Source organism: Paraburkholderia phymatum STM815 (assembly GCF_000020045.1).
In the GTDB taxonomy this organism is placed as follows: Bacteria; Pseudomonadota; Gammaproteobacteria; order Burkholderiales; family Burkholderiaceae; genus Paraburkholderia; species Paraburkholderia phymatum.
On the sequence record NC_010622.1, the window covers coordinates 1 to 22113 of the forward strand.

The following is a 22113-nucleotide window of genomic DNA, read 5'->3' on the forward strand; positions in this document are numbered from 1 at the left end:
TAACCGCGCGAGCATCGCTGAAAGTGCAATGGCCGGAGGTTCGGAAATTGGTTTTCGCGGAACCCGCTATTTAAACCGGTTTTCTCTGAGCCGTCAATAGTTTAGGACGATGATCCACAGGGGGCGTCCGTCGGCGTTGTTTGATCGGGCCCTGTGGATAACTCACTTTGACTGCCGTTTTGGCGGTAGAATCTCGCCTTACTTCCCAAAAATCCTGCACGCCGCCCCGGCCCGCTTGACCCCGCAAACCCTTGTGGCACAAGCGTCTGGGGCTTTTCCGCCTGGCAGCTTCGGGCCTCGTCGCGTATCCCGCGACCAGAGCGCCGACGGATCGCGTTGCACACATAACGATAGCAACTTGATGAACGAATTCTGGCAACACTGTTCCGCACTGCTGGAGCGTGAATTGACGCCCCAGCAGTACGTGACGTGGATCAAACCGTTGGCCCCGGTCGCCTTCGACGCCGATGCGAACACGCTGAGCATCGCGGCGCCGAACCGTTTCAAGCTGGATTGGGTCAAGAGCCAGTTTTCGGGCCGCATTACCGATCTCGCGCGCGACTTCTGGCATTCGCCCGTCGACGTCCAGTTCGTCCTCGATCCCAAGGCTGGCATGCGCACCGCGCCTGCTGCGCCGTCGCGTCCGCCGTCTGCCGGCGTGCGCAACGCGGCCGCGGCCGTCGATGCCGCCGTCGGTGCCGTGCAAGCGGCCCACTCAGCGCGCGGGGGCGGCATGCCCGGTCTCGGCATGCCCACGAACGCTGCCCAGTTGACCGACGATGCCGCCGACCTCGATCTTCCGAGCCTGGACGCCAACGAAGCCGCGGCAGCCCGCCGCACGTGGCGGCCGGGCGCTGCCGCGCAGGCCGCGGGCGGCGAGAGCGATTCGACCTACGAGCGCTCGAAGCTGAACCCGGTGCTCACCTTCGACAACTTCGTGACCGGCAAGGCGAACCAGCTGGCGCGTGCAGCCGCAATCCAGGTGGCCGACAACCCCGGCATTTCGTATAACCCGCTGTTTCTGTACGGCGGCGTGGGCCTCGGCAAGACGCACCTGATTCACGCAATCGGCAACCAGCTGCTGATGGACAAGCCCGGCGCACGCATCCGCTACATCCACGCGGAGCAGTACGTATCGGACGTGGTGAAGGCTTACCAGCGCAAGGCGTTCGACGACTTCAAGCGCTACTACCATTCGCTCGACCTCCTGCTGATCGACGATATTCAGTTCTTTTCGGGAAAATCCCGTACTCAGGAAGAATTCTTCTACGCGTTCGAAGCGCTGGTTGCGAACAAGGCTCAGGTGATCATCACCAGCGATACCTATCCGAAGGAAATCTCGGGTATCGACGACCGTCTGATCTCGCGCTTCGATTCGGGCCTGACCGTCGCAATCGAACCGCCCGAACTGGAGATGCGAGTAGCGATTCTGATGCGCAAAGCGCAATCGGAAGGCGTGAACCTGAACGAGGACGTCGCGTTTTTCGTCGCGAAGCATCTGCGCTCGAACGTCCGCGAGCTGGAAGGCGCGCTGCGCAAGATCCTCGCCTACTCGAAGTTCCACGGCCGCGAAATCACGATCGAACTGACCAAGGAAGCGCTGAAAGACCTGCTGACGGTGCAGAACCGGCAGATTTCGGTGGAAAACATTCAGAAAACGGTCGCCGACTTCTACAGCATCAAGGTCGCCGATATGTATTCGAAGAAGCGCCCGGCCAACATCGCGCGGCCACGCCAGATTGCCATGTATCTGGCCAAGGAACTGACACAAAAGAGTCTGCCTGAAATCGGCGAGCTGTTTGGCGGACGCGACCACACGACAGTGCTGCACGCAGTACGCAAGATCGCCGACGAACGCGGCAAGGACGCGCAACTGAACCACGAACTGCACGTACTGGAACAGACGCTGAAGGGCTGAAATCGGGTGAGACGGCGGGATCGAACCGAAGCGTCGCTCGAAACCGTCGGAAAATTCGATCTGTTTATTGCGCAAGCCACCCCCAATTTAGGGAAGTGCTTCCATTTTCAGGCACAATACAGGTTTAACCGCCCGGCAAAAACGGGCGGGATTCACGCCGTGACTGGCGCAGTACGACGCCGGCGGGGGGCCGGGGCCGCGCGCTTCAATCTAGCCGGACAAGGCGCGCAGGCCGTCACATCAACGAAGGAACTCTATGCAACTGGTCAAGACCGAACGCGATAACCTCCTCAGGCCGCTGCAAACCGTGAGCGGCATTGTCGAACGCCGTCATACGTTGCCGATCCTCGCCAATTTGCTCATCACCAAGAACGGCCCGGACGTTTCGTTCCTGTCCACCGACCTCGAACTGCAGATCACCACGCGTGCCGACTTCGGTGTCGGCGGTGAATCGGTGGCCACCACGGTGGCGGCGCGCAAGCTGCTCGACATTCTGCGCGCGATGCCCGACGGGCAGGTCACACTCACCCTGAACGACAAGCGTCTGACGGTTCAGTCCGGCAAGAGCCGTTTCGCGCTGCAGACGCTGGCGGCCGACGAGTTCCCGACCGTCGCTCAAGCTAAAGACTTCGGCGCGAACCTCGCGGTTCCCCAAAAAACGTTCCGCCAGTTGCTCGGCATGGTTCATTTCGCGATGGCGCAGCAGGACATCCGTTACTACCTGAACGGCATGTTGCTGGTGGTCGATGGCGACCAGCTGATGGCCGTGGCAACGGACGGTCACCGTCTCGCGTATTCGTCGATGAAGATCGAAGGCTCGTTTGCGCGCCAGGAAGTCATCATCCCGCGTAAGACGATTCTCGAACTTCAACGTCTGCTCGAAGATATCGACGACGTGCTCAAGATCGACATCGCGCCGACGCAGGTGAAGTTCACCTTCGGCGGCGTCGAACTGGTGTCGAAGCTGGTCGAAGGCAAGTTCCCCGACTTTCAGCGCGTGATCCCGAAGTCGCACAAAAACACGTTCGTGATCGGTCGGGAAGAACTGCAGCGCTCGCTGCAACGCGCGGCCATTCTGACGTCGGACAAGTTCAAGGGTGTGCGCTGCATCGTCGAGCCGGGCCAGCTGAAGATCATGTCCACCAACGCGGACCAGGAAGAAGCGCAGGAAGAACTCGAAATCCCGTATCAGGGCGACAGCATCGACATCGGTTTCAACGTCACGTATCTGCTCGACGTGCTCGCGAACCTGAAGGTCGACATGCTGGAAATCAGCCTCGGCGACGCCAGTTCGAGCGCGCTGATCACGATTCCCGAGAACGACGAGTTCAAATACGTGGTGATGCCGATGCGCATCTGACGCGTCCAACACGAAGAACACACCAAGGGGCGCAGCGCCCCTTTGGCGTTTTTATGGTGTTTTGAAATTCCTCGAGCAGTAACGAAGCAGCAACGCAGATCCGGAAGAAATCCATGACTGATACGAACAACTCGCAACCCGATAACAGCTACGGCGCCTCATCCATTCAGATCCTCGAAGGTCTGGAGGCCGTGCGCAAGCGGCCGGGTATGTACATCGGCGATACGTCGGACGGCACCGGTCTGCATCACCTCGTGTTCGAGGTGCTCGACAATTCGATCGACGAGGCGCTCGCCGGTCATTGCGACGACATTCAGGTCATTATCCACGCCGACAACTCGATCTCCGTGACCGACAATGGCCGCGGCATTCCGACGGGCATCAAGCGCGACGACAAGCACGATCCAAAGCGCAGCGCCGCTGAGATTGTGATGACGGAACTGCATGCAGGCGGAAAGTTCGACCAGAACAGTTACAAGGTGTCGGGCGGCCTGCACGGTGTGGGTGTGTCGTGTGTGAACGCGCTGTCGTCCTGGCTGCGCCTTACCGTGCGCCGCGACGGCAAGAAGCACTTCATGGAGTTTCACCGTGGCGTGGTGCAGAACCGCGTGATCGAGCAAGTGGACGGCGAAAGTCTGTCGCCCATTCCCGTTGTGGGCGAGACGGAAAATCGCGGCACTGAAGTGCACTTCATGGCCGACGAGACGATCTTCGGCAACGTCGAATACCACTACGACATTCTGGCGAAGCGTATCCGCGAACTCTCATTCCTGAACAACGGCGTACGGATTCGTCTCACCGATCAGCGTTCGGGCAAGGAAGATGATTTCGCCTTTGTCGGCGGCGTGAAGGGCTTTGTCGAGTACATCAACAAGACGAAGAGCGTACTGCATCCGACCATCTTCCATATTGTCGGCGAGAAGGAGGGCGTGGGCGTCGAAGTCGCGATGCAGTGGAACGACAGCTACAACGAAAACGTGCTGTGTTTCACGAACAACATTCCGCAGCGCGATGGCGGCACGCACCTTACCGGTCTGCGCGCGGCGATGACGCGCGTGATCAACAAGTACATTGCCGATCACGAAATCGCGAAAAAGGCGAAGGTCGAAACGTCCGGCGACGACATGCGCGAAGGGTTGTCGTGCGTGCTGTCGGTGAAGGTGCCGGAGCCGAAGTTCAGCTCGCAGACGAAGGACAAGCTGGTTTCGTCGGAAGTGCGCGCACCCGTGGAAGAGGTGGTCGCGAAGGCGCTAGAAGAATTCCTGCTCGAAACGCCGAACGACGCAAAGATCATTTGCGGCAAGATCGTCGATGCCGCGCGCGCGCGCGATGCAGCGCGCAAGGCGCGAGAAATGACGCGACGCAAGGGCGTGCTGGATGGCGTCGGTCTACCGGGCAAGCTTGCGGACTGCCAGGAGAAAGATCCGGCGAAGTCCGAGATATATATCGTCGAGGGTGACTCGGCAGGCGGTTCGGCGAAGCAGGGCCGTGACAGAAAATTCCAAGCCATTCTGCCGCTGCGCGGCAAGGTGTTGAACGTCGAGAAGGCGCGCTACGACAAGCTGCTGTCGTCGGAGCAGATCGTCACGCTGATCACCGCATTGGGTTGCGGCATCGGCAAGGAAGACTACAACCTCGACAAGCTGCGTTATCACCGCATCATCATCATGACCGACGCTGACGTCGACGGCGCGCACATCCGTACGCTGCTGCTGACGTTCTTCTATCGTCAGATGCCGGAGATGATCGAGCGCGGCTACATCTACATCGCGCAGCCGCCGCTGTACAAGGTGAAGGCGGGCAAGGATGAGCGCTATCTTAAGGACACCGCCGAGTTGAACGCGCATATGCTGCGTCTGGCTCTGAACGGTTCTGAACTGGTCGCCGCCGAAGGTGCGACGCCGATCGCCGGCGACGCGCTCGGCGAGCTGGCGCGTTCTTATCTGCTGGCGCAGGCTGTCGTCGATCGTCTGAGCCGGCTGTACGACGAGGCGGCGCTCGGGGCGGTGATGGATGGCGTGTCGATCGATCTGTCGAGCGAGCAGTCAACGGAAGCATCGGCGCGCGCGCTCGAAGCCAAGCTGCGCGACGATCCGCTCAAGCCCGAGATCAACGTGTTCGCGATGTACGACCCGGTGCGCGAACTGCGTTCGCTGCGGGTGGAGCGTCGCCATCACGGCAACGTGAAGGTCTCGGTCATCGATGAGGAGTTCCAGCTGACGGCCGACTATCAGCAACTCGTGAACACGGCCAATACGTTCAAGGGCTTGATCGGCGAGGGCGCTGTCATCAAGCGCGGCGAGCGCAGCATGGCCGTGGGCGACTTCAAGAGCGCGATGAAGTGGCTTATCGCCGATGCGGAACGCAACGTGTCGAAGCAGCGGTATAAGGGACTCGGCGAGATGAATCCCGAACAGCTGTGGGAAACGACGATGGATCCGAACGTGCGTCGTTTGCTGCGCGTGCAGATCGAAGACGCGATTGCGGCCGATGGGATCTTTACGACGCTGATGGGCGATGAGGTCGAGCCGCGCCGCGCGTTTATCGAGAGCAATGCATTGCGGGCAGGGAATATTGACGTTTAAGCTGGCTGGCTGGCACACAGCGCTCCGTCCTGGGCGCGTCAGTAGTCAAATGAAAAACGCCAACCTATTCCGGTTGGCGTTTTTTTTGCACATCAATCATTCCGCCATTTACGCGCATAGCGATCTTTAACAACCTGCGAGATGTAGGTCGACAATCCGCGTCCGGCGATAGCCAGGCTCTTCATTTCCTCAACGTCCTTCCGCCCGGTCGCCGCATAGTCGTACCGATACAGCGTCCCGTCGGAAAACTTCACGCTGACCCAGGTTTCAGATAGCTCGTAGGCAACTACGCCCGACCTGCCGCTCAAATCCCGATACCGCTTCATGGCGCCCCTCATTCCAACCCGGCGGAGATCGAACATCGCACGATCCATTCCTAAACGACGGGCAAACAGATATCCGTCAGTAAATTGGCCGGCGAGGTCTCCTTCGGATTATTCAAGTACTCTTCGAACACCGGCGCATTCGCGGCCTCGTGTTCCGAATTGACCAGCCATTCGCCATAAAGCCACTGATAAGCCGACGCCATATCCGCGTACGGCCCCTTGTGCCGCAACACGGCGTATCTGCCGCCCGTGATCGACGTGACGCTCACGAGCGGATCGCCCGACACATCGACGGCACGCGGCAGCCACACCCCCGCCTTCGACCGCAGTTCGCCCTCGGCCACAGCCGTCGGATCGTCGTAGTAAATCCCGATCATCCGCATCTCCTTCGACAGCAGCCCGCGCGCGGCGAGCCAGCCCGTCAGCGTATCGAACGCCTTGGCGATCTGCATGTACGGCCCGACATGATCGACCGTCAGCACGTCGAAGCCCTCGATATCCCGAATCACCACGTCTCGCATTGTCATTCGATTGCCTCCTGAGTCCGCAAAAGATGGCCGGAACCGGATGTGCGGCCCGGACTTTCGATACTGCGCGGGCGGCATGCCGAAGACGGCGCTGAACGCCCGCGTGAACAACTGTAAGCTGCTGTATCCGGATCGCCCGGCGAGCCCGGCTATCGGCATCGACGCATTGGCGAGAAAGCCTGCCGCGTGATGCAGGCGCAACCGCCGCACAGTCGCGCAACGGTTCCGCCTGACATCGCCTGATGTATCCGGTGCCAGGGCCACGGCGACAGACACGCGACCCCTGCGAGCCGCGCAGCGTAGCGCGCGTTGGCCGATATCGTTTCATGACAGGCGCGAGACAACGGGCGACGGGAACACGATAGCACGCCGCGATTTGCCCAATCCTGCGGACTTGCCCTGTGCCGTTCGGCAGGCGTCATTCAGCGACTGCTTAACGTCGACCGCGAATCTGAAGTGCATACGCAGAAAAAATCGAAACCCTAACTTTGCCGATTTTCGATAACACCTGGATTAATGGCTTCCTACCATCGCCAGATGCCGCCCGTAGTGGGCAACCGCGACGCGACCGCGAACGCGATTGCCGACCGGCAACTTTAAAAAGGGAGCCTCCGATGAAACAAGCGTCGACAACCCAGCACAAAGGAAACGTCACGCATCATGAACTGAAGCAGACGCTCGGCACCTGGCAGCTTTGGGGCATCGCCGTCGGTCTGGTGATTTCGGGCGAATACTTCGGCTGGAGCTATGGTTGGGCGAGCGCCGGTACGCTCGGCTTCGTGATCACCGCGCTCTTCATTGCCGCGATGTACACGACGTTTATCTTCAGCTTCACCGAGCTCACGACGTCGATTCCGCACGCAGGCGGCCCGTTCGCATACGCGCGTCACGCGTTCGGCCCCACAGGTGGCTACATCGCGGGGGCAGCGACGCTGGTGGAGTTCGTGTTCGCACCGCCCGCTATCGCGCTGGCGATCGGCGCGTATCTGCATGTGCAGTTTCCCGGTCTTGAACCGAAGCATGCGGCAATGGGCGCTTACCTCGTGTTCATGGCGCTGAACATCGTCGGCGTGCAGATAGCAGCGGCATTCGAGCTTTGCGTGACATTGCTCGCCATCTTCGAGCTGCTGGTATTTATGGGCGTCGTATCGCCGGGCTTCCAATGGTCGAACTTCGCGAAGGGCGGCTGGGCCGGCTCGGACGCGTTCAACATGGGTTCGTTTCACGGTATGTTCGCCGCGATTCCGTTCGCGATCTGGTTCTTCCTCGCGATCGAAGGCGTTGCGATGGCCGCCGAAGAAGCGAAGAACCCGAAGCGCTCGATCCCGATCGCTTACGTGACGGGCATCCTGACGCTCGTCGTGCTTGCGATCGGCGTGATGGTGTTCGCGGGCGCCGCGGGCGACTGGACGAAGCTCTCCAACATCAACGACCCGCTGCCGCAAGCCATGAAATACATCGTCGGCGAAAACAGCGGCTGGATGCATATGCTCGTCTGGCTCGGCCTGTTCGGTCTCGTCGCGTCGTTTCACGGCATCATCCTGGGCTATTCACGGCAGATCTTCGCGCTGGCTCGCGCAGGCTATCTGCCGGAGTGGCTGTCGAAGGTGCATCCGCGCTTCAAGACTCCGCATCGCGCGATTCTCGCGGGTGGTGTGGTCGGCATCGCCGCCATTTATAGTGACGAGCTGATCCAGTTCGGCGGCCAGACGCTGACCGCGAATATCGTGACGATGTCGGTATTTGGCGCTATCGTGATGTACATCATCAGCATGCTGGCGCTTTTCAAGTTGCGCCGCATCGAGCCGAACATGGAGCGTCCGTTCCGCGCGCCGCTGTTTCCGTACTTCCCGGCGTTCGCACTGGTGGCTGCCGTGATTTCGCTGGGCACGATGATCTACTTCAATCTGCTCGTCGCGCTCGTGTTTGCCGCTTTCCTCGCGCTCGGCTACGGTTATTTCCTGATGACGCGTCATCAACGCGAAGCGGCCCCGGCAGACGTTTTGCTCGAAGAATGAAGGCAGCGCAGGCATCGCACGCGGCACTGACGCATTGGCAATAGAGCCGCGCGCAGCAGGCGCGGCGATGGAGTACACGACATGAGCTACATGGAGACAATCGGCAGCCGCACGTATCGTTTTGCCGATCTGAAGTCGCTGATGGCGAAGGCAAGTCCGCTGCGTTCCGGCGATCAGCTCGCCGGCATTGCGGCGGCGAGCGAGGAAGAACGCGTCGCCGCGAAGATGGCGCTGGCGGACGTGCCGTTGCGCACGTTCCTGAACGAGGCGTTGATTCCATACGAGAGCGATGAAGTCACGCGCCTCGTCATCGATACCCATTCTCCGGAAGCATTCGCGCCGATTGCGCATCTTACCGTCGGGGAATTTCGCAACTGGCTGCTGTCGAGCGAGACGGACACGGACACACTCACGCGCGTCACGAAAGGACTCACGCCCGAAATGGTGGCGGCCGTGTCGAAGCTGATGCGCAATCAGGATCTGATTCTGGCGGCGCGCAAGCGGCCCGTCATCACTCGCTTTCGCAACACCGTCGGCTTGCCGGGACACATGTCCGTTCGACTGCAGCCGAACCATCCGACCGACGACGTGAAAGGCATCGCTGCATCGATGATCGACGGTCTGATGTACGGTTGCGGCGATGCGATGATCGGCATCAATCCCGCATCGGACAGTCTCTCGGCGATCACGAACCTGCTGCTGATGATCGACGACTTCCGCACCCGCTATCACGTGCCGACGCAATCGTGCGTGCTCACGCATGTGACCAACACGATTTCTGCGATCGAGAAAGGCGCACCCGTCGATCTCGTGTTCCAGTCGATTGCCGGAACAGAAAAAGCCAATGCGGGCTTCGGCATTTCGCTCGCGTTGCTGCAGGAAGCCTACGAGGCGGCGTTGGCGCTCAAGCGCGGCACGGTCGGCGACAACGTGATGTACTTCGAAACAGGGCAGGGCAGTGCGCTGTCGGCGGATGCGCATCATGGCGTCGATCAGCAGACGTGCGAGGTGCGGGCCTACGCGGTCGCGCGCCACTTCAACCCGTTTCTGGTGAATACGGTGGTCGGCTTTATCGGCCCGGAATACCTTTACGACGGCAAGCAGATCACGCGCGCGGGTCTCGAAGATCACTTCTGCGGCAAGCTGCTCGGCGTGCCGATGGGCTGCGACATCTGCTACACGAATCACGCGGAAGCCGATCAGGACGACATGGATAATCTGCTGACGCTGCTTGGCGTTGCAGGCATCAACTTCATCATGGGCATTCCCGGCGCCGACGACGTGATGCTCAACTATCAAAGCACGTCGTTCCATGATGCGCTCTATGTGCGCGAGGTGCTCGGATTGCGCCGCGCACCGGAGTTCGAAGAATGGCTGGAATCGATGCAGATCACAGACACGCGCGGCGCGCTGCTCAATGCGCCGACGGGTCAGCCATTGCTCGAAGGCGCGAGCGAATGGATGGGCATCGCATGAGCGACTCGATCGAAAAGAATGCGTGGCAGGCATTGCGTGCTTTCACGAATGCGCGCATCGCGTTGGGCCGCGCGGGCAACAGTCTGCCGACCGCGCCGCTGCTCGCGTTCAATCTGTCCCATGCGCAGGCGCGCGATGCCGTGCATCATCCGCTCGATGTCGACGTCTTGCATGAACAGCTGCGCACGCTCGGCTTCTCGACGCTCGACGTGCATAGCGCGGCGCCGGATCGCGCGCATTATTTGCGGCGTCCGGACATGGGCCGCCGCTTGTCCGACGAGAGCCGTGAAGCGCTCACTCATGCCGCCGCAAGCGAAGCGCCCGATGTCGTGTTCGTCATCGCCGACGGACTCTCAGCATTCGCCGCGTCGAAACAGTCAGTTCCTTTTCTCCAGGCCGTCACGAAACGTCTCGCCGGGTGGAAGATCGGGCCCGTCGTGGTCGCGCGCCAATCGCGAGTCGCGTTGGGCGATGAGATCGGCGAGTTGTTGAGGTCGAAGCTGGTCGTGATGCTGATTGGCGAAAGGCCAGGACTGAGTTCGCCGGATAGTCTCGGCGTCTATCTGACGTACGCGCCTAAAGTCGGATGCAGCGATGCGCAGCGCAACTGCATTTCGAACGTGCGGCCCGAAGGCCTTGATTACGAAGCCGCCGCGCACAAGCTGCACTATTTGCTGACGCATGCGCGTCGTCTGGGATTGACGGGCGTCGGCTTGAAGGATGACAGCGACGCGTTGCTGCAAGCGCCCGAAACCAAGCCGACAATCGCCGACGATTCAAAGACCCGCTGAACGAATTGCCCCGGCTCATGCGTCGGGGCTCTGCGAACGCTTACGCATCCACCTTGCTGACAGGATGCTTTTCGAGCCACGCATTCTCATCGTCTGCGAACAGACGCGAACGCGTCAGGAAGCGCAGACCTGTCGGCCGCTCCAGTGAAAACATGCCGCCGTTGCCCGGCACGGCGTCGATGATCAACTGCGTGTGCTGCCAGTACTCGAACTGCGATTCGCTCATATAAAACGGTACGCCTGCAATTTCACCGAGCCTAACGTCCGATCCGCCGACCAGGAACTCGTTTGACGGAAAACACATCGGCGCGCTGCCGTCGCAACATCCGCCCGATTGATGAAAAATAATCGGCCCGTGCTCGGCGCTCAACCGCTGGATCAGTTTGATTGCGGCGTCCGTCGCCACGACTCGCGCAACGCCTTGTTCGTTCATCGCGTCTCCTCTCTCGCTTCGACTCGCTGAAAAGGCGGGCGAACCGCAGCGCGCGGTTCGCCCAACGGGAGCACGACGCTCAGAAGAAGCCCAAAGGTTTCTCGCTATAGCTGACGAGCAGATTTTTCGTCTGCTGATAGTGGTCGAGCATCATCTTGTGGTTCTCGCGCCCGATGCCCGACTGCTTGTAGCCGCCGAAGGCCGCATGCGCCGGATATGCGTGGTAGCAGTTCGTCCACACGCGGCCCGCCTGGATCTCGCGGCCGAAGCGATACGCGCGCGTGCCGTCGCGGGTCCAGACGCCTGCGCCGAGTCCGTACAGCGTGTCATTGGCGATTTCGAGCGCTTCTTCTTCCGTCTTGAACGTCGTGACGGACACTACCGGCCCGAAGATTTCTTCCTGAAAGATGCGCATCTTGTTGTGGCCGCGGAACACGGTCGGTTTCACGTAGTAGCCCTTCGATAGCTCGCCGTCGAGCTTGTTCTGCTCGCCGCCGATCAGGCATTGCGCGCCTTCCTGCTTGCCGAGATCGATGTACGACAGGATCTTTTCCAGCTGTTCCCGGGAGGCCTGCGCGCCGATCATCGTCTTCGTGTCGAGCGGGTGGCCCTGTTGAATGGCTGCGACACGCTTCAGCGCGCGCTCCATGAAACGGTCGTAAATCGACTCTTCGATCAGCACGCGCGACGGACACGTGCAAACTTCGCCCTGGTTCAGCGCGAACATCGCAAAGCCTTCGAGCGCCTTGTCGAAGAAGCTATCGTCCTTGTCGAGCACGTCGGCGAAGAAGATGTTCGGACTCTTGCCGCCCAGTTCCAGTGTCACGGGAATGATGTTCTGGCTGGCGTACTGCATGATGAGCCGGCCCGTCGTCGTTTCACCCGTGAAGGCGATCTTCGCGATGCGCTTGTTCGAGGCGAGCGGCTTGCCTGCTTCGAGACCGAAACCGTTGACGATGTTCAGCACGCCCGGCGGCAGCAGGTCCTGAATCAGCTCCGCGAGCACGAGCAGCGAGGCGGGCGTCTGTTCGGCAGGCTTCATCACGACGCAATTGCCCGCTGCCAGTGCAGGCGCGAGTTTCCACGCAGCCATCAGGATCGGGAAATTCCACGGAATGATCTGACCGACCACGCCGAGCGGCTCATGAAAGTGATACGCGACTGTATCGTGGTCGATCTCCGAGATGCCGCCTTCCTGCGCGCGCACGGCGCCCGCGAAATAACGGAAGTGGTCGATTGCGAGGGGGATGTCGGCCGCCATCGTTTCGCGCAGCGGCTTGCCGTTGTCGATCGATTCGGCGACGGCGAGGCGTTGCAGGTTCGCTTCGAGGCGGTCGGCGATCTTGTTAAGAATGTTCGCTCGGTCCGTGGTGGAGGTCTTGCCCCATGCGGCCCTCGCGCGATGCGCGGCGTCAAGCGCGAGTTCAATGTCCGCTTCGCGCGAGCGCGGAATCGACGTGAACGGTTCGCCCGTGATCGGCGAGATGTTGTCGAAGTATTCGCCGCCAGTCGGCTTGACCCATTCGCCGCCGATGAAATTCGCGTATTGCTTCTTGTACGGAAACTCGGTCGTCAGAAACTTCATCTCTGCGTGATTCATCTGTGTGCTCCTCACATATCGGATATCGATGTATTCGGCGGGGAATATCACCCGTCCCGGCGGTGTTGCGTTGCCGCGGGTGCTTATCGCCAGAAGCGTGCCAACGCGCACGCGCCGACGGGCAACGCCGGTGCACGCAGCACTCTCGCGATGCATGCGGTTTTTTTGCGCGCAATGTCGCCGTCGATGACGTTGCATCCGTGAGCAGTTGAAAACGCGAGTGTTCATCGACTGAACAGGACAGCACGTTGCCCGGAGCAGGCGCGGGATGATCCGTTCGGCACGGGACTTGCGTCGGAGGGCGTCTGTTTGTTCAATGTCACGTGCAGGTGCATGTCCATCATCGATGCCCCATATGACGACCGACCATCATTCCTTGTCCGCGTACCCGCCTGCGTGCCGCGTCGAAACCTGCGTTGCGCACGATGCCGATGAGCAGGCGCGCAATCTTCACGGCTGGACGCAGACGTACGACCAGCTCACGGCGGGCCACTTCGTCGGCAGGTTGACGGGACTGCATCTCGACGACATGCATGTGTTCTGCGAGACGACCAGCCAGACCTTGCGACAGACCTGCGAAGTGCCATCGGACGCGTACTGGTTCGGCGTTCCCGCCGACGACGTAAGCATCGGCCGCATCGGTGCGCAGCCGATCAACGGCGACTCGCTGGCGTTTCAGCGCGGCGGTGTCGAGTTCGAATTGCTCACGCCCGGCGGCTATGCGATCTTCGGTGTGGTGGTGCGCGGCGCGACGTTGCGACGACACGCGGCTTCCGTCGAACATGCCGATCTGCTCGACCGCGCAACCCACACGGGCGTCATTCCTATTGCGATGGAGCACAAGGTGCGCATTTGTGGGCTCTTGCGCAGCATGCTCGACGACACCGCGCGTGCCGCCTTATCGGAAGGCGCACGGCGCAATCTGCAAGGCTCGGTGTTGTCTTCGCTGTTCGATCTGTGCGCGACGACGGCGCTCGAACCGGTCGCGATGCCTGCACGTCCGCGCAGACAATGGATCGTCTCGCAAGCGCGCGATTACGTGATCGCGAATCGCGAGCGTCCGGTCGGCGTGCCGGAACTGTGCGAGCACTTGCACGTCAGCCGCCGCACCTTGCAATACTGCTTTCAGGACGTGCTGGGCCTCGCGCCCGCAAGCTATCTGCGCGCGATCCGGCTGAACGGTGCGCGCCGCCAACTATGTGGCGCAACACCGGGTGAACTCACGGTCCAGGACGTCGCGGCCGCGTGGGGCTTCTGGCATCTGAGCCAGTTCGCGACTGACTATCGCAAGCTTTTCGGCGTGCGTCCGTCCGAAACATTGAAGACCGTTCCCGCGCCCCCGAGTCCGCGACTGGCTCACTAGCGCGTCCATCGCCGGGGTTGCGATTGCGTATCCGCTAGAATTGCGGCATGCGCGGCCCCGTCCCGCCGCACGACCCACCATCCTCATCGAACATACTGCGTGTGCCCGCCTGTTCCGACGTGTCCATTAGAAGCCTGTGGATAACGGCTGGAAGAGCGGTCGAAACGCGTGTGGAATCGATGTGGACGTAAACGGGGTAACTCGACATTCGCGCTCGGACAGGAAAAGTTGTTCGTCGAACGCCATCGGGTGCGCACATCAAGCGCATGCGGTTATGCGCCCGGCAAAACGCTGATTCGTTTCGGTAAACCTGTGTTATCCACAGAAAAGCCGCGCGCTTGTTAACTGCTACTACGTATACATACAAGTAAACCTATTGTTGAAAAGCCAGCGCGTGTGGGGAAAGCGCGTTGGCGGCTCACGCTGGAGATTCACCGTGTTCACATGTATCAATCAGAGCTGCGGCGCACAGTGGGAACTGTCCGACGTCACCATCAAGAACGAAGGCCAGGGCCTGCTGTTCCGCTGTCCGATGTGCGGCGCACGCAACTACGTCGAGCGATTCGATGCCGACGACGGCACGATCGTTTATGAGCAGATCGAAGGTCGCCCGTACAACTAAGGCCGCACACCGACATGACAACCCAGGCAAGACCCTTTAGCGAACTGCCGCTCTCGCAGGCGGTGCTCGCAAATCTCACGCAACTCGGCTATGCCGATATGACGCCCATCCAGGCCGCCAGCCTGCCCATCGCACTCGCCGGTCACGATCTGATCGCGCAGGCGAAGACGGGCAGCGGCAAGACGGCGGCGTTCTCGCTGGCGCTGCTGGCGAGACTCGATGCACGGCGTTACGCGGTGCAGGCGATGGTGCTGTGCCCGACGCGCGAACTCGCCGATCAGGTCACGCAGGAAATTCGCCGCCTCGCGCGCGCCGAAGAGAACATCAAGGTGCTGACGCTGTGCGGCGGCACGCCCATGCGTCCGCAGACAGCGAGTCTCGAGCATGGCGCGCATATCGTCGTCGGCACGCCGGGGCGCATCATGGATCACCTGGAGCGCGGCAGCCTGTCGCTCGACGCGCTCAATACGCTCGTGCTCGACGAAGCGGACCGCATGCTCGACATGGGCTTCTTCGACGACATCGCCAAGGTCGCGCGTCAATGCCCGAAGGAGCGCCAGACGCTGCTGTTCTCAGCGACCTATCCCGAAGGCATCGCGAAGCTGAGCCAGCAGTTTCTGCGCAACCCGAAGGAGGTGAAGCTCGAAGAGCGCCACGACGACAGCAAGATCCGCCAGCGCTTTTACGAAGTGACGGAAGACGAGCGCTTGCATGCCGTCGGCCAGCTGCTGAACCATTACCGCCCGGTGAGCACGATCGCGTTTTGCAACACGAAGAACCAGTGCCGCGATCTGCTCGACGTGCTGTGCGCGCAAGGTTTTCATGCGCTGGCGCTGCATGGCGAACTCGATCAGCGCGAACGCGACCAGGTGCTGATCCAGTTCGCGAATCGCAGCTGCTCGGTGCTGGTCGCCACCGATGTCGCCGCACGCGGCCTGGATATCGCGCAGCTCGAAGCGGTAATCAACGTCGACGTGACGCCTGATCCGGAAGTGCACGTGCATCGCATCGGCCGCACGGGCCGCGCGGATCAGGAAGGCTGGGCGCTGAGCCTGGCGAGCATGAACGAGATGGGGCGCGTAGGCGCCATCGAAGAGGCGCAAGGGCGCGACGTCGAATGGCATCCGCTCGCCGAACTGAACGCCGCGAGCGACGAACCGCTGCTGCCGCCAATGGAAACGCTGCAGATTCTCGGCGGCCGCAAGGAGAAGATCCGTCCCGGCGACGTGCTCGGTGCGCTGACGGGCGACGCCGGTTTCAACGGCTCGCAGATCGGCAAGATCAATGTGACGGAGTTCTCGACGTACGTCGCCGTCGAGCGCGGCATTGCACGCGATGCGCTGCGCAAACTGAACGCGGGCAAGATCAAGGGCAAGAAGGTCAAAGTGCGTTTGATGGACGAGTGACGCGCACAATGACGAGGCGGTCGCACACATCGCCTCGCTCGTCGTTCTTCATACGGGTGAAATGCGAAAACGGGCAGGCATCACTCGTTTTCATACCGGCGGGATTACCCTGCGGTCGCGCACGGCTCGCGCTGTGTCATAAGCGCAAACGCGTTCCCTCTGATTTCACCGTTCCACATGCACGCGGCGTGCATGAGCTAAACGCATGCCGTGCATGACAAACTTTCGATTGTTCTCGTGCGTGCGTTGTTGCCTAATCGTACAAACTGAACGGGACCGACGCGCGATGCGCGGCCCGCCGATTTGCAGCGAGAAGGAGGAATCTCATGCAGAGCGCTTTGCAAGCCCGCTCGAAATTGCCGGACGTCGGCACGACGATTTTCACCGTCATCGGCCAGCTGGCCGCCGAACATAACGCGTTGAACCTCTCTCAAGGCGCACCGAATTTCGCGCCTGACGAGGCGCTCGTCGACGGCGTGACGAAGGCAATGCGCGCGGGACACAACCAGTACGCGCCGATGGCGGGCATTGGGGCATTGCGTTCCGCGCTGGCCGCGAAGATCGAAACGCTGTACGGCGTGCACTACGATCCGTCCACGGAAGTGACCGTGATCGCGAGCGCGAGCGAAGGGCTCTATTCGACGATCAGCGCGCTCGTGCATCCCGGCGACGAAGTGATCTACTTCGAGCCGTCGTTCGACAGCTATGCGCCAATCGTGCGTCTGCAAGGCGCGAAGCCGGTTCCGATCAAGCTGTCCGCGCCCAGTTTTCGCGTGAACTGGGATGAGGTGTCCGCAGCGATCACGCCGAAGACGCGCATGATCATCGTCAACACGCCGCACAATCCCACCGCGACGATTTTCAGCGACGCGGATATCGAACGTCTGAAGGCTGTGACGCGCAACACGGATATCGTGATTCTTTCCGATGAAGTGTACGAGCATGTCGTGTTCGACGGCGCGAAGCATCACAGCATGGCGCGCCATCGCGAACTGGCGGAGCGCAGCGTGATCGTGTCGTCGTTCGGCAAGTCGTATCACGTGACGGGCTGGCGCGTCGGCTATTGCCTTGCACCCGCGGCGTTGATGGACGAGATTCGCAAGATCCATCAATTCATGGTGTTTTCCGCCGACACGCCGATGCAGTATGCGTTCGTCGAGGCGCTGTCCGATCCGCAAAGCTATCTGGGCCTGTCCGACTTTTATCAGCGCAAGCGCGATCTGCTCGCAAGCGAGTTGCGCGAGTCGCGCTTCGAACTATTGCCGAGCGAAGGCAGCTTCTTCATGCTCGCGCGCTTTCGCGGCTTCTCGGATGAAAGCGACAGCGACTTCGTCCTGCGTTTGATCCGCGATGCGAAGGTCGCGACCATTCCGCTGTCGGCGTTCTACACGGACGCCACGGACGCCGGCGTGATCCGTCTGAGCTTTTCGAAGGACGACGACACGCTGATCGAAGGCGCACGCCGTCTGCGTTCAATCTGACCGAGGGTCACGCGATGATGCAGCAATCGATCAAGGCCGCCGTCGTGCAGATGAGCAGCAGCGCCGATGTGCAGCAGAACCTCGGTGAGGCGCGCCGTTGGGTTCAGCAAGCCGCGCGCGAGGGCGCCACGCTGATCTGCCTGCCCGAATACTTCTGCTGGATCGGCGACGGCGAGATGCAGCGGGTCGCGCTTGCCGAATCGTTCGGCGATGGCCCAATTCAACGGACGCTTTCGGAACTGGCGCGCGAGACGGGCACATGGCTGATCGGCGGTACGGTGCCGATCCGTCCGGCGCACGGGCCGCAGGTGGGCACGCACGCGTACAACACGTCGCTCGTCTTCGATCCGGCGGGACAGTGCGCGGCGCGCTATGACAAGATCCATCTGTTCAGCTTCAACCAGGGTGCGGAGCAGCATGCGGAAGGCGACACGATGGTCGGCGGCGACAGCATCAGCACCGCGCGGGGGCCGTTCGGCACGCTGCGGCTGTCGGTGTGCTACGACTTGCGCTTTCCCGAGTTGTATCGCGCGGGGCCGGACGCCGACATCATCGCCGTGCCTGCAGCCTTCACCCATACGACGGGCCTCGCACATTGGGAACTGCTGCTGCGTGCGCGCGCCGTCGAAAATCAGGCCTTTGTGCTTGCATCCGGCCAGTGCGGCACGCACTCGAACGGCTGGCGCACTTTTGGCCACAGTATGATCGTCGGGCCGTGGGGCGAGGTGCTCGCGCGGCGCGACGACGAGCCCGGCATCGCGCTCGCGACGCTCACACAAAGCGCGCTCGACGAAGCGCGCGACCGTCTGCCGGTGCTCGCGCATCGGCGCATCGCAACGCCGTCTGACGTGCGTTGAACCGCATTGAACACAAGGGGAAGGAGATCGATGATGAAGCTGGTTAAGAGTCTGCTGATGCTGTCGTGCGGGTTCGCATCGGTGGCGGCCGTGTCGGCGATAGCCGCCGACGCGACGTCGCTGCGCTATGGCCTCGAGGCGCAATATCCGCCGTTTGAATCGAAGGGTGCGAATGGCGAGTTGCAGGGCTTCGATATCGATATCGGCAACGCCGTCTGCAAGACCGCAAATCTGAAATGCAGCTGGGTTGAAACGTCGTTCGACGGCCTGATTCCCGCTTTGCAGGGCCGCAAGTTCGACGCGATCAACTCGGCGATGAACGCTACGGAAAAGCGCCGCCAGGCGATTGATTTCACCAACGTGATCTACCGCGTGCCGACGCAACTGATCGCGCGCAAGGACAGCGGACTGCAGCCGACGCCCGAATCTCTGAAGGGCAAGCGCGTCGGCGTGTTGCAGGCGTCGATTCAGGAGACGTATGCGAAGGCCCACTGGGAAAGCGCGGGCGTCGCTGTGGTGCCGTATCAGGACCAGAACCAGGTGTACGCGGATCTCGTCGCCGGCCGCCTCGATGCGACGCTCGTGCTCGCGCCGGCTGGGCAGACGGGTTTCCTGTCACGCCCTGACGGCAAGGACTTCGCGTTCGTCGGCGAGCCGGTGCGTGACGACAAGATTCTCGGCAGCGGCATCGCATTCGGGATTCGCAAGGGCGACACGGCGCTGCGCAACCAGCTGAACGCGGCGATCGCCAAGGTTCAGTCGGAGGGCACGGTCAAGACGCTCGCGCAAAAGTACTTCGGCAATATCGACGTATCGGCGAAGTAAGTCTGCGCTCTTCACACAGATACGCGCCGCGTGGTTTTCGCCACGCGGCGCGTTTCTTTTGCGTAACGTCTGACGAATGAATCACTGAAAGCCGATGGAATAAAGCCGGCAATGCGCCTGTTAGCGCAGCAAGAGCCCGAGATCTGCACGACCGACCATCATGTCCCGCACTTTTCCCCCGTCCGACACGCCGCTCACTGAAGCGGACATGCAGGCATTCGCCGACGGCAATCTGTCGCCGGAACGGGCGGCGCACGTGCGGAAGTACCTCGGCTCGAGGCCCGTTGAAGCCGAGCGGATCGCGTTCTACCGGCAATTGAACATGCAGATGCGCAGCGTGTTCGAGAGTGCGTTTGCGCCGCGGGTTCACGTGCGGCGCGCCGATCCCGAACACGGTGCGACTGTCCGCTCGACGTTACGCGGATCTGTCATACGGCGCGTCGGCGTGGCGCTGCTCGGCGTCGTGCTGGCGGTGTTGGTGGCGAGTGGCTGGCTGGTCGCGTCGCGGGTGTCGCCGGAAATGCTCGATGCCGCGGCTGTGATGGCGTGGATGCGCGCGTCCGGCCAGCCGGTTTCGCAAGCGTCGGCGGCTGTGCCTGGCGATCCGTACGCCGTCGACCTCGTGCCTGTAGGATTCAAGCTGGTCGCGGCAAGGACACGTCATCCGCACGCATTCGCGAGTATCGACGTGCTCGACTATCGGAACGCCGATGGTGAACCGGTCGTGCTGCTTTCGGCACCGGCTCCGTTCGCGGCGAATCAGCCGCACTGGACGGCGCAGCGCATCGGCCATTTGCGGCTTCTGTCGTGGACCGTGGACGGCCGGCGGTACGTGATTGCGGGCCACGCCACGACGCATGGGCTGATGCGCGCCGCGGACGCGCTGACTTCGCGCTGACCGCTGTTCGGCTCGTGAAAAACAGGCGGAATAAAATGCCACAGGTAGTGTTCTCTGCTTCAGGAGGCAACGCGGGTGGCTGCTTTGCGCGCGGGGCGATAATCGATGGGTAGAGCAAATGGACATCCGTAACGAGTTGATGGATCACGTTCCGCGATTGCGCCGCTATGCAAGGGCGCTGATCAGCAATCGCGATCTCGCGGACGACCTCGTACAGGACACGCTCGAGCGCGCGCTCTCGCGCACGAAGATGTTCGAGGCGGGAACCGATCTGCGTGCGTGGCTTTTCACGATCATGCACAACGTGTTCGTCAATCAGGTGCGCAAGTCGTCTTCGCGTGCGGTGCATGTGTCGGTAGATGACGAGAGCATCGTCGAAAGCGAATTTGCTGTGTCGGGCGAACAGACGCGCTCGCTCGAAGTGCGCGATCTCGATTACGCGTTGCAGCGTCTGCCCGCCGATCAGCGTGAAGTCGTGCTGCTCGTCGGGCTTGAAGAAATGAGTTACGCCGAAGTGGCGATCGCGCTCGACATTCCCGTCGGCACGGTGATGTCGAGGCTCTCGCGCGGACGCGAGCGTTTGCGCGCGTTGATGGCGGGCGCGCAGCCCGGCGCGAAACTGAAGGTGGTGCGATGAGCGATCAACAGACTCCCATTAGCGAAGAGGAAATTCATGCGTACGTGGACGGCACGCTGTCGGACGAGCGCCGTGAGCAGGTGGAGCGTGCGATCGAACTGAATCCCGCGCTGGCCGCGCGCATCAGCGATTACTTTTCGCTGAACAACATGTTCCATGAGCGCTATGACCGCGTGCTGAGCGAGCCCGTGCCCGTGCGCTTGCGCGTGCCGGAGAAGCGTCGCTGGATGGGCGCGGCGAACTGGCCGCAGTTTGCGGGCATGGCGGCGGCACTCGTGCTGGGCATCGGCATCGGCGTCGGTACGAACATGGGCAAGGATGTGGCTGCGCCGTGGACGGTTGGACCGTCCGCGACGTCCAACACGCGGCCGGTGAGCGCGGATGCATCGGAAGTCTTCGCGCAGAAAGCGGCGTTGGCGCATGTCGTCTATATGCCGGCCGTCGATCGCCCGGCGCAGATCGGCGAGGACCATGAGCAGGATTTCGTGCAGTATCTGGCGAACAAGCTCGGTACCGACGTGCATCCGCCGATGCTCACGAAGAACGGCTTCGAGCTTGCTGGCGGCCGCGTGCTGCCGGGCGACGATGGACCCGTTGCGCAGTTCATGTATCACAACGCGAAGGGCGAGCGCGTGACACTGTGCATTTCTCATCGCAAGGCGAGTGCGAATACTACGGCGTTCAAGCTCTATCAGGACGGGCCCGTGAACGTGTTCTATTGGGTCGATGGCGATTTCGGCTATGCGGTGTCGGGCGGCATCGATCGCAAGGTGATGCTGCAGATTGCGCATGACGTGTATGCGCAGTTGACGGCGGCGACGCCGGGTTGATCTTTCGTTTTTCTATATTGGCGGCTGCGCCTTCGGGTGCGGCCGCCTTTGTTTGTTTATATAGTTAGTCATCCACATTAAGCTCCGTAGATTATCGCACGTAGAAGGGAATAGATCGCGGCGTCACGTGGTTCGTCACTGTGCGTACCGCACGTTTTCA

The 22113-nt window shown here is 61.4% G+C and carries 19 protein-coding genes and 1 pseudogene; 15 read left to right on the top strand and 5 right to left on the bottom strand.

Features of this window, described 5'->3' with window-relative positions:
- Window positions 1–361 precede the first annotated feature (361 nt).
- The 3 genes from dnaA to gyrB all read left to right on the top strand — a co-directional run bounded on the left by dnaA (window position 362) and on the right by gyrB (window position 5863).
- On the top strand, window positions 362–1918 hold the full coding sequence (gene dnaA, locus BPHY_RS00005; RefSeq protein WP_012399429.1) for a chromosomal replication initiator protein DnaA: 1557 nt from the start codon (window positions 362–364) through the stop codon (window positions 1916–1918).
- A 256-nt stretch (window positions 1919–2174) separates the two neighbouring features.
- Complete coding sequence (dnaN, locus tag BPHY_RS00010) at window positions 2175–3278, top strand: DNA polymerase III subunit beta (protein WP_012399430.1); 1104 nt, start codon at window positions 2175–2177, stop codon at window positions 3276–3278.
- A 113-nt stretch (window positions 3279–3391) separates the two neighbouring features.
- The gene (gene gyrB / locus BPHY_RS00015; protein WP_012399431.1) at window positions 3392–5863 is read left to right on the top strand and encodes a DNA topoisomerase (ATP-hydrolyzing) subunit B; all 2472 of its coding nucleotides are present in this window, start codon (window positions 3392–3394) and stop codon (window positions 5861–5863) included.
- Between the two features lie 92 nt (window positions 5864–5955).
- On the opposite strand, the gene BPHY_RS00020 is transcribed toward gyrB, so the two are convergent.
- From BPHY_RS00020 to BPHY_RS43020, 3 genes and pseudogenes are all read right to left on the bottom strand, one after another.
- A complete protein-coding gene (locus tag BPHY_RS00020; protein ID WP_244257723.1) occupies window positions 5956–6225 on the bottom strand; it encodes a hypothetical protein in 270 nt (89 codons plus the stop codon).
- Window positions 6226–6239: 14 nt separating this feature from the next.
- Window positions 6240–6716: an AraC family transcriptional regulator gene (locus BPHY_RS43015; protein ID WP_041763173.1), complete on the bottom strand. Its 477-nt coding sequence runs from the start codon at window positions 6714–6716 to the stop codon at window positions 6240–6242.
- Between the two features lie 114 nt (window positions 6717–6830).
- Window positions 6831–6875: pseudogene (locus BPHY_RS43020) on the bottom strand (hypothetical protein); the annotation flags it as partial.
- A 455-nt stretch (window positions 6876–7330) separates the two neighbouring features.
- Here BPHY_RS43020 and eat point away from each other — a divergent pair.
- The 3 genes from eat to eutC all read left to right on the top strand — a co-directional run bounded on the left by eat (window position 7331) and on the right by eutC (window position 11001).
- Window positions 7331–8734, top strand: coding sequence for an ethanolamine permease (gene eat, locus BPHY_RS00030; RefSeq protein WP_012399433.1), 1404 nt, complete (start codon window positions 7331–7333; stop codon window positions 8732–8734).
- A gap of 81 nt (window positions 8735–8815) precedes the next feature.
- Window positions 8816–10210 carry an ethanolamine ammonia-lyase subunit EutB gene (locus tag BPHY_RS00035; protein WP_012399434.1) on the top strand — a complete coding sequence of 465 codons (1395 nt, stop codon included), beginning with the start codon at window positions 8816–8818 and terminating at the stop codon, window positions 10208–10210.
- Window positions 10207–11001, top strand: coding sequence for an ethanolamine ammonia-lyase subunit EutC (eutC, locus tag BPHY_RS00040; RefSeq protein ID WP_012399435.1), 795 nt, complete (start codon window positions 10207–10209; stop codon window positions 10999–11001). Before BPHY_RS00035 ends, eutC begins: the two co-directional genes overlap by 4 nt.
- Before the next feature lie 40 nt (window positions 11002–11041).
- Here eutC and BPHY_RS00045 read toward each other — a convergent pair whose 3' ends face one another.
- Together BPHY_RS00045 and adh are read right to left on the bottom strand one after the other, a co-directional pair.
- Window positions 11042–11434, bottom strand: a complete 393-nt coding sequence (locus BPHY_RS00045; protein WP_012399436.1) for a DUF779 domain-containing protein — start codon at window positions 11432–11434, stop codon at window positions 11042–11044.
- Between the two features lie 79 nt (window positions 11435–11513).
- Window positions 11514–13034, bottom strand: coding sequence for an aldehyde dehydrogenase (gene adh / locus BPHY_RS00050; protein WP_012399437.1), 1521 nt, complete (start codon window positions 13032–13034; stop codon window positions 11514–11516).
- Between the two features lie 355 nt (window positions 13035–13389).
- Here adh and BPHY_RS00055 point away from each other — a divergent pair, with 355 nt between their 5' ends.
- The 9 genes from BPHY_RS00055 (at window position 13390) to BPHY_RS00095 (ending at window position 21953) form a co-directional block, all read left to right on the top strand.
- The gene (locus tag BPHY_RS00055; protein ID WP_041763174.1) at window positions 13390–14397 is read left to right on the top strand and encodes a helix-turn-helix domain-containing protein; all 1008 of its coding nucleotides are present in this window, start codon (window positions 13390–13392) and stop codon (window positions 14395–14397) included.
- Between the two features lie 436 nt (window positions 14398–14833).
- Complete coding sequence (locus BPHY_RS00060) at window positions 14834–15019, top strand: hypothetical protein (protein ID WP_012399439.1); 186 nt, start codon at window positions 14834–14836, stop codon at window positions 15017–15019.
- A gap of 14 nt (window positions 15020–15033) precedes the next feature.
- Complete coding sequence (gene dbpA, locus BPHY_RS00065; RefSeq protein WP_012399440.1) at window positions 15034–16425, top strand: ATP-dependent RNA helicase DbpA; 1392 nt, start codon at window positions 15034–15036, stop codon at window positions 16423–16425.
- Between the two features lie 326 nt (window positions 16426–16751).
- A complete protein-coding gene (locus BPHY_RS00070; RefSeq protein WP_012399441.1) occupies window positions 16752–17906 on the top strand; it encodes a pyridoxal phosphate-dependent aminotransferase in 1155 nt (384 codons plus the stop codon).
- A gap of 14 nt (window positions 17907–17920) precedes the next feature.
- Window positions 17921–18763 (top strand): carbon-nitrogen hydrolase family protein, encoded by an 843-nt coding sequence (locus tag BPHY_RS00075; protein ID WP_012399442.1) that lies wholly within the window; start codon window positions 17921–17923, stop codon window positions 18761–18763.
- A gap of 33 nt (window positions 18764–18796) precedes the next feature.
- The gene (locus BPHY_RS00080) at window positions 18797–19588 is read left to right on the top strand and encodes an ABC transporter substrate-binding protein (protein WP_012399443.1); all 792 of its coding nucleotides are present in this window, start codon (window positions 18797–18799) and stop codon (window positions 19586–19588) included.
- 160 nt (window positions 19589–19748) lie between these two features.
- Complete coding sequence (locus tag BPHY_RS00085; RefSeq protein ID WP_012399444.1) at window positions 19749–20486, top strand: anti-sigma factor family protein; 738 nt, start codon at window positions 19749–19751, stop codon at window positions 20484–20486.
- A 118-nt stretch (window positions 20487–20604) separates the two neighbouring features.
- Window positions 20605–21123, top strand: a complete 519-nt coding sequence (locus tag BPHY_RS00090) for an RNA polymerase sigma factor (protein ID WP_012399445.1) — start codon at window positions 20605–20607, stop codon at window positions 21121–21123.
- Window positions 21120–21953: an anti-sigma factor family protein gene (locus tag BPHY_RS00095; protein WP_012399446.1), complete on the top strand. Its 834-nt coding sequence runs from the start codon at window positions 21120–21122 to the stop codon at window positions 21951–21953. Before BPHY_RS00090 ends, BPHY_RS00095 begins: the two co-directional genes overlap by 4 nt.
- The last annotated feature ends 160 nt before the right edge of the window (window positions 21954–22113 follow it).

Bases quoted from the DNA above. Each gene is read 5' to 3' on its own strand.
- dnaA (WP_012399429.1), top strand. From the start codon at position 362: ATGAACGAATTCTGGCAACACTGTTCCGCACTGCTGGAGCGTGAATTG.
- dnaN (WP_012399430.1), top strand. From the start codon at position 2,175: ATGCAACTGGTCAAGACCGAACGCGATAACCTCCTCAGGCCGCTGCAA.
- gyrB (WP_012399431.1), top strand. From the start codon at position 3,392: ATGACTGATACGAACAACTCGCAACCCGATAACAGCTACGGCGCCTCA.
- BPHY_RS00020 (WP_244257723.1), bottom strand. From the start codon at position 6,225: ATGTTCGATCTCCGCCGGGTTGGAATGAGGGGCGCCATGAAGCGGTAT.
- BPHY_RS43015 (WP_041763173.1), bottom strand. From the start codon at position 6,716: ATGACAATGCGAGACGTGGTGATTCGGGATATCGAGGGCTTCGACGTG.
- eat (WP_012399433.1), top strand. From the start codon at position 7,331: ATGAAACAAGCGTCGACAACCCAGCACAAAGGAAACGTCACGCATCAT.
- BPHY_RS00035 (WP_012399434.1), top strand. From the start codon at position 8,816: ATGAGCTACATGGAGACAATCGGCAGCCGCACGTATCGTTTTGCCGAT.
- eutC (WP_012399435.1), top strand. From the start codon at position 10,207: ATGAGCGACTCGATCGAAAAGAATGCGTGGCAGGCATTGCGTGCTTTC.
- BPHY_RS00045 (WP_012399436.1), bottom strand. From the start codon at position 11,434: ATGAACGAACAAGGCGTTGCGCGAGTCGTGGCGACGGACGCCGCAATC.
- adh (WP_012399437.1), bottom strand. From the start codon at position 13,034: ATGAATCACGCAGAGATGAAGTTTCTGACGACCGAGTTTCCGTACAAG.
- BPHY_RS00055 (WP_041763174.1), top strand. From the start codon at position 13,390: ATGACGACCGACCATCATTCCTTGTCCGCGTACCCGCCTGCGTGCCGC.
- dbpA (WP_012399440.1), top strand. From the start codon at position 15,034: ATGACAACCCAGGCAAGACCCTTTAGCGAACTGCCGCTCTCGCAGGCG.
- BPHY_RS00070 (WP_012399441.1), top strand. From the start codon at position 16,752: ATGCAGAGCGCTTTGCAAGCCCGCTCGAAATTGCCGGACGTCGGCACG.
- BPHY_RS00075 (WP_012399442.1), top strand. From the start codon at position 17,921: ATGATGCAGCAATCGATCAAGGCCGCCGTCGTGCAGATGAGCAGCAGC.
- BPHY_RS00080 (WP_012399443.1), top strand. From the start codon at position 18,797: ATGAAGCTGGTTAAGAGTCTGCTGATGCTGTCGTGCGGGTTCGCATCG.
- BPHY_RS00085 (WP_012399444.1), top strand. From the start codon at position 19,749: ATGTCCCGCACTTTTCCCCCGTCCGACACGCCGCTCACTGAAGCGGAC.
- BPHY_RS00090 (WP_012399445.1), top strand. From the start codon at position 20,605: ATGGACATCCGTAACGAGTTGATGGATCACGTTCCGCGATTGCGCCGC.
- BPHY_RS00095 (WP_012399446.1), top strand. From the start codon at position 21,120: ATGAGCGATCAACAGACTCCCATTAGCGAAGAGGAAATTCATGCGTAC.